This is a genomic window from Peptoniphilus timonensis JC401 (assembly GCF_000312025.1).
Taxonomy (GTDB): domain Bacteria; phylum Bacillota; class Clostridia; order Tissierellales; family Peptoniphilaceae; genus Peptoniphilus_A; species Peptoniphilus_A timonensis.
This window is the reverse complement of sequence record NZ_HE978597.1, coordinates 32,542-38,540: the sequence shown is the minus strand read 5'-3', so window position 1 is coordinate 38,540 and position 5,999 is coordinate 32,542. Positions and strand designations below refer to the sequence as shown.

Sequence of the window (5,999 nt, the reverse complement as noted above, 5' to 3'; positions counted from 1 at the left end):
AAAGTAATAATGCTAAAGATGAACCTACAAATAAAAAAGAAGAAAATCCGAAGGAAACGACTAATGAAAATCAGATGTTTGAAGTCGAAAAATAATTTTTATTCGAAATAAAAAAGTCTTTTTTTAAGGTATATAAAAAGTGAAAGGAGGTCAATAGAACTTGTATATAAAAAAACATAGTACGCATATAACTAATATAAAAATAATAGAATTTTCTTTTTCGATTTTAATAATTGTTTTATCTATTTTTAATCCAGTATATTCTATGGAATTTGAAATAGATAAAGAGTCTTTTATCTTAGGCGACAATTTTACCAATTTAATTTTTGAATCTAGTAATGAAGACAAAAAAATATATACAAATGTTGCTATTGACCTTCTTCTTATTAATTCTTTAATAGAAATGACTGAAAATAAAGAAATAGATATGGAGGATTTAATAGAAGGAGAACCTTTGGTAAATCATATTAGAAACCTTATATATTATGATAAAGAATCTTCTAAGAATATATTAATTAAATATTTTACAGAAGAAAAACTTTTAAAAGAAATCAAAAATTCATATATTTATAATAAAATGACAAATACCAAAATATATTCTTTAAAAGAAATAAATAAAAATTCTACTTTGTTTGAATATGAGCATAATAATATGATGAACGAAACTACTATAAAAGATTTATTTATTTTAACCTCATATATTTTAAAGGAAAATGAGGTTTTAAACAACTTGTTTGAACAAAAAGGTTATTATTCTAAAAAAAGATCAGATTTATGTAAAGAATACTCTTCCTAAAAAATTAACTCAAAATATTAAAACTATTTATATGACTAGAAATGATAAAGAAAACTACAATTATATTTTAAAATGCAAAAATCTTATATATATAGTTGAAAATAAAAAAGATTTTGAAAATGCCTGTAATAGTCTTTTAGATAAGAATCCAGGAAAATATAGACTTGAAAAAGATATTTATGACGAAAAATACTTTAATATAAGTAAAATTCCATTTATTAATAGAAAAGCTGAAGTTTGTGAAAGTATATATATACCTTCAGGATGTGAATTAAAAAAGAAGTTAATTATAGATAAAAATTACAATAACAATACAACAAATAAGGATTATATAGGTTATTTAAATCTTTACAATAAGGATTATTCCTTTTTTTATCCTTTAAAAAAAGTAAGGTGAATTAATTTTGAAAAAATTTTTAAAAATTCTTATTTTTTTATTACCTCTATTGTGTTTCACAATATTCTTTTCTTTAAATTATATAGAATATTCCAGAACTAATAATATAAAAAGAGAGAGAGTGGAAAGCTATTTTGAAAAGATAGAAGCTTATTACGATCAAGTGAGTGAGACTTATCTTTCAAATAATGCAGATAATTTAAAAAACAAAGAAATGTTTAAAAGAATCTATGAAGAAAGTTATAAATCCAAAGATTATTTAAATAGATATAAAAGGTGTCAGAAATTAAATTTGATATTAACATATAATTCACTAGTAGCAGAAAATGATTTAGATTATAAGTTTTTTTTAACAGTCAATAATAACCTTAATATAGATATGAAAGCTTTAAAAACAAATTTATTATTTTCTAAAAACAAAACTCTTTTAAATAAGGCAGGTAAAACGGAGCTACCAGATGATCTTTTAAAAATAGAACTTGTAACAAGAAAAGACTGTGACTATTGTATTAACTTAAAAAATAATCTTAATCTAGTTAATTTAAATTATAATGTTTATTCATTTGATAATTTAGAAGATTTAGAACATATTAGAAATATAGAAAGAGAATTTGGCAAAATAGTATTAGTTCCTTTTGTTATAGTGGATGATGATAATATAAAATACGGGCAAGAAAAAGATTTTAAAGAAAACATAACTAAAAAAATTCAAGATAAATTATATGAAATAGAAAAAGGTGATATGGATGAGAGGACAAAAAAATAGTGTTTCAACAAATAAAATAAAACACCAAACAATCACATATAATGGTGATGTAAAATCTTTAGTTGATGATTATAGAAAACTTCAAAGAAAATACAAAAACTTAAAAATAGAAAATAATCATTTGAAAAAAGATCTTGAAGACACGTCAAGATATACAAGGAATGTTTCAGTAAGTGCTTTTACCAAATATATGAAAATAGAAAATCCAGATTATTATAAGGCATTAAAAAATAAGGAAAGGAAAAATACCGATAAAAAACTTTTAGCAATCTTTGATGAAAAAAATTCTTCAAAAGAAGAAGACTTATTTTTTGAAATGTTTAAAGTTAAAGAAAAAAAGTTTTTAAATATATTAGATGATGTTATGGATAATAGATATGAAAATATGGGCCGATAGGCCCGTTTTTTTTAACAAAAATAACGCTATCGTAAAGATAACGTTATAAATCAAGCAATTCAAATTTCTTTTTCAAAAATTCTTCTTCTGTAATTATATTTAAATCAAGAAGTTCTTTATATCTTTTAATTTGTGTAAAATTATCATTTTTATAATAATATTTGTCGTTTTCGGATAAGCTATCATCAAAATATTCTTCTATTGCTTTTTGTATGGCTTCTGTCATTTTTTTTACTGTTCTTTTTTTAACACCACCTATAGTGAAACCATTTCCACCATGTTCAATATTTATTACTCCCCAGATTAAGTTTTGACTGTATGAAACACCATTTATTTTTTCTAACCTAAATTCTTTTGTCTTTGTGCCAAAAAAAAGGCCTCTGTCAAGAAATAACAATCTTTTGTTGGTACAAGTTATTAACCAAGTGTTCCCTTGAAGTCTTCCACTTGTTATGTAGTAGATTTCTTCGTCATCTCTTAGTATGTTAGGGAGATATTTTACTTCTTTTCTAGCACCGATATTAAAAAAAGAATCCGTATCTTTTATTACTTGTAAAATATCTGCATAATTATTATATTTTTTCATTTAAACCACAACAACTTAAAAATCAATAATATTTTTTGCTAATCTAAAGTTTCCCATATTATATTCATTTAGATTAACATAGCATACACCTTTTGAAGGAGAAGCGTGTACCATAGTATAATTACCTGTATAGATTCCAACATGTGAAACTCCATTTTTACCGAAGAATAAAAGATCTCCTGCTTTCGCTTCGTTTAAAGATATAGTTTTACCTACTAAAGCTTGGTTATATGAAGTTCTTGGCAATAAAATTCCTGCTTCTTTATAAGCGTAAGTAGTTAACCCAGAGCAATCAAAAGAAAATCCAGGATTTGATGAACCCCAAATATATGGAATACCTATTTGAGAAAATGCTTTTTGTAAAACTATTTTCCTAATATTATCGTTAAAATTTATATAATAACTTTCTTTGTCTTCAATAGTTTTTATAGCGTTAAAAAGATTACTATTTTCATCTATAAGATCAATAGTATCTGAATTATCGACAGATATTTCATTAGTATCTTTTATATTTATTTCATCAGTAAAAAAACCATTAACATTAATATTATCATCCTTCTCAACGTCATACTCATCATTATTACTATAGTCATACTCTTCATTAATAAAAAACTACATAACTATCATCAGAAATAGGTTCTTTTATATCTGTGTAATTATCTGTATAACTTTCAGCATAAACAGAATTAAGCATGCTGAACATGGTAAAAGAAAGAATAATCATGGGAATCTTTTTGTTTTTCAATTTTTTAATTTTTGATATTTGCAATTTTTGTTTTCACCTCTTTCTTAGATGAATATACCTATTAAAATTAAAATTTTAAGATTTTATTAAAAATAATCAAAAAAATATGGTTTTTAGGTATGTTATATACTGAATGGAGGTAATATTATGAAAACAATTAAAAAACTTACTATGTTTTTACTAATTTTGTGTATATTAACACCAATAAGTGTTTTTGCAAGCAAAAAGAATTTTGATAATTCTTCAGGAAACGCAAATAAAAACGAAATTAGTAAATGGAAGATTGAAAATGCAGGATATCAAATAACAAGAGATTCTGGAGTTGAAAAAAATGGCTTAGTTAATGCCTACATTGATGGGCGAGAATATGTTAGTGGTGATGTTTATATAACAGGTATTGAGTTTGATGGAGATTATAAAAATGGATCATCTGCTACCTTTAAAGATAAAAGGCTCAATGAAAATGTTTATAAACGAGCAACAGGAACAATTTATTTTAGGGAAAGAGTAGAAAAAACTGGGTATTCCAGAAGATTTGGAGAGTACACATACACAACTTGGGAAAATGGCTCACGTTCCTTTACAGTAATTCTTCCTAAATCTTTTTCTAAACCTAAAATGACATGGGATAAAGAAAGATATAATGAAGATAAAAGGGGAGACATATTAGCAGAGTTACAAGGATTTACTGGAAACGCTGATACGATAAAGGCTTATACAGAAAATATTTTTGGTGTATTTGAAGGTCATAAAGATAAAGATTTATCGGCAAAAGGAAATTTTGTAAGATTTAAAGAAATTGAGCTAGAATATGATAAAAAAACTGATGGAAAAGCGACTATTGTTGCATCAGGATATGCTCCATATATAGTTGAACACAAAAACCCTAAAGCAATTAAAGTTATAGCCGTTAAGTCAAACATATCTCAAAGTTCAAGAGATGCTAATGATGATATATTTCATCATATTACAACAACTATAGAATCTGGTAAAAACTACGATGCTAAAGACTTGCCTTTATATTCTATTCAGCCTAAGCAATTTTTAGAAAATGCTGGAATAGAAAGAAAAGAATATGAAAAGATATATGATCCGTTAGAAAAAGAAGAACAGTATAAAAAAATTGATGAATGGAAGTTAAAAAAGACTTTCGGTCATGGTGTTGATTCACAAGCATCTAATTCTATAAGAATTAATGAAAATGCAAAAGAAGCATATTGGATTTTTTAATAGGTTACCAATGGCAGAAAAAGATACAACTTTTTATATTAGACAAAAGAACGATAAAGGAGATTACGCAAGAAGACAAGAAGAGCTTGAAATGAAAGTCTCCGAAAAAAAAGATATGAAAATAGAAGCAAGATATGAAAAAGAAAAAGGAATAATCAATAGGTTTAATGTCTATTTTTCAAATGTTCCTCCTAACTCTAAAGTAACATATAATTATAATTCTTCACAAAGTGCTAATGGTGAAGTCCTAGCAGATAGAGTTGGTAACATTAGAATACCTTTTTATTTAGATAACGATCCAAAAAGCGTTACTTTTGAATTTAAAAATCAATACTATAATGATTTTTTCAGTAACAATTGATTTTCCAGGTGGTCTTTCTAAAGAAAGAAGAGATGCTATAAGAAAAGTTAGTAATTCAAATAGAGCATTATCCTTTAATGAAAAAAATGAATTTTATGAACAAATTGATAATAGCAAGACTGCTTCTGAAATAAACTCTATTAATTCAACAGTAGATAATAAAAGAGAAACTTTTAGGACATCATCTGAAAGTGAAATTTTAAAGAGTAGAAAAGCAGATCTTATAAAAATTGTTGATGAATCTAAGTTTTTAGGCACAAATAAAAAGGAAGAATTTAAAGAAGAAATTAATGAACTTTCAAGTATAACAGAATTATATACACTAGAAGATAAAATCACTAAGTATATTTTTGATTTGACTAAAGATAAAGTTAGAGACGGAATTTTAGAATTATTTGATTATCCGTCAAAAGATATAGATATAAATTCCATTAGTAGAATGTATACTGTAAAAAGTTTAGAAAACCATCTAGAAATGGCTAAAAAATCGTCACAAAAAGCATTATTTCAATTTAAAAAAGATAAAATGGAATTAAAAGAAAAAATTTCTAATTCTAAATTCACAGAACTTGAAAAAAAGGAATTTTATTCAAGTTTAGAAAATATAAAAACGCAAGAAGATTTGAATAAGTTTAAAGAAGATTTTGAATCAAAAGTTGATCTTTTAGATAAGGATGTTGAATCCTATAAAAAACAAGCAAAAAAACTTATAGATGAAAAT

General features: G+C 24.7%; 10 protein-coding genes. 7 read left to right on the top strand and 3 right to left on the bottom strand.

Annotated elements, in window-relative coordinates; genetic code table 11:
* Window positions 1–160: 160 nt before the first annotated feature.
* The 4 genes from HGPT_RS07605 (at window position 161) to HGPT_RS07590 (ending at window position 2,356) form a co-directional block, all read left to right on the top strand.
* Window positions 161–796 (top strand): hypothetical protein, encoded by a 636-nt coding sequence (locus tag HGPT_RS07605; protein WP_019139243.1) that lies wholly within the window; start codon window positions 161–163, stop codon window positions 794–796.
* 31 nt (window positions 797–827) lie between these two features.
* Window positions 828–1,193 (top strand): hypothetical protein, encoded by a 366-nt coding sequence (locus HGPT_RS07600; RefSeq protein ID WP_155799247.1) that lies wholly within the window; start codon window positions 828–830, stop codon window positions 1,191–1,193.
* A 121-nt stretch (window positions 1,194–1,314) separates the two neighbouring features.
* Window positions 1,315–1,959 carry a hypothetical protein gene (locus HGPT_RS07595; RefSeq protein WP_155799246.1) on the top strand — a complete coding sequence of 215 codons (645 nt, stop codon included), beginning with the start codon at window positions 1,315–1,317 and terminating at the stop codon, window positions 1,957–1,959.
* Window positions 1,940–2,356: a hypothetical protein gene (locus HGPT_RS07590; RefSeq protein ID WP_019139240.1), complete on the top strand. Its 417-nt coding sequence runs from the start codon at window positions 1,940–1,942 to the stop codon at window positions 2,354–2,356. Before HGPT_RS07595 ends, HGPT_RS07590 begins: the two co-directional genes overlap by 20 nt.
* 43 nt (window positions 2,357–2,399) lie before the next feature.
* On the opposite strand, the gene HGPT_RS07585 is transcribed toward HGPT_RS07590, so the two are convergent.
* The 3 genes from HGPT_RS07585 to HGPT_RS09085 all read right to left on the bottom strand — a co-directional run bounded on the left by HGPT_RS07585 (window position 2,400) and on the right by HGPT_RS09085 (window position 3,711).
* On the bottom strand, window positions 2,400–2,942 hold the full coding sequence (locus HGPT_RS07585; protein ID WP_019139239.1) for a PH domain-containing protein: 543 nt from the start codon (window positions 2,940–2,942) through the stop codon (window positions 2,400–2,402).
* Between the two features lie 15 nt (window positions 2,943–2,957).
* Window positions 2,958–3,269 (bottom strand): C40 family peptidase, encoded by a 312-nt coding sequence (locus HGPT_RS10195; RefSeq protein ID WP_245544200.1) that lies wholly within the window; start codon window positions 3,267–3,269, stop codon window positions 2,958–2,960.
* A gap of 274 nt (window positions 3,270–3,543) precedes the next feature.
* The gene (locus HGPT_RS09085; protein ID WP_019139237.1) at window positions 3,544–3,711 is read right to left on the bottom strand and encodes a hypothetical protein; all 168 of its coding nucleotides are present in this window, start codon (window positions 3,709–3,711) and stop codon (window positions 3,544–3,546) included.
* A gap of 123 nt (window positions 3,712–3,834) precedes the next feature.
* Here HGPT_RS09085 and HGPT_RS07575 point away from each other — a divergent pair, with 123 nt between their 5' ends.
* The 3 genes from HGPT_RS07575 to HGPT_RS09215 all read left to right on the top strand — a co-directional run.
* Window positions 3,835–4,917 (top strand): hypothetical protein, encoded by a 1,083-nt coding sequence (locus HGPT_RS07575; protein ID WP_019139236.1) that lies wholly within the window; start codon window positions 3,835–3,837, stop codon window positions 4,915–4,917.
* Between the two features lie 10 nt (window positions 4,918–4,927).
* Window positions 4,928–5,278, top strand: coding sequence for a hypothetical protein (locus tag HGPT_RS07570; protein WP_218914863.1), 351 nt, complete (start codon window positions 4,928–4,930; stop codon window positions 5,276–5,278).
* The coding region (locus HGPT_RS09215) for a hypothetical protein (protein WP_040542879.1) at window positions 5,232–5,999 on the top strand (768 nt) is incomplete at its 3' end. The genes HGPT_RS07570 and HGPT_RS09215, both read left to right, overlap by 47 nt.

Excerpts from the sequence above, each read along its gene's own strand:
- HGPT_RS07600 (WP_155799247.1), top strand. The coding sequence starts at position 828 with ATGACTAGAAATGATAAAGAAAACTACAATTATATTTTAAAATGCAAA.
- HGPT_RS07590 (WP_019139240.1), top strand. The coding sequence starts at position 1,940 with ATGAGAGGACAAAAAAATAGTGTTTCAACAAATAAAATAAAACACCAA.
- HGPT_RS07585 (WP_019139239.1), bottom strand. The coding sequence starts at position 2,942 with ATGAAAAAATATAATAATTATGCAGATATTTTACAAGTAATAAAAGAT.
- HGPT_RS07575 (WP_019139236.1), top strand. The coding sequence starts at position 3,835 with ATGAAAACAATTAAAAAACTTACTATGTTTTTACTAATTTTGTGTATA.
- HGPT_RS07570 (WP_218914863.1), top strand. The coding sequence starts at position 4,928 with ATGGCAGAAAAAGATACAACTTTTTATATTAGACAAAAGAACGATAAA.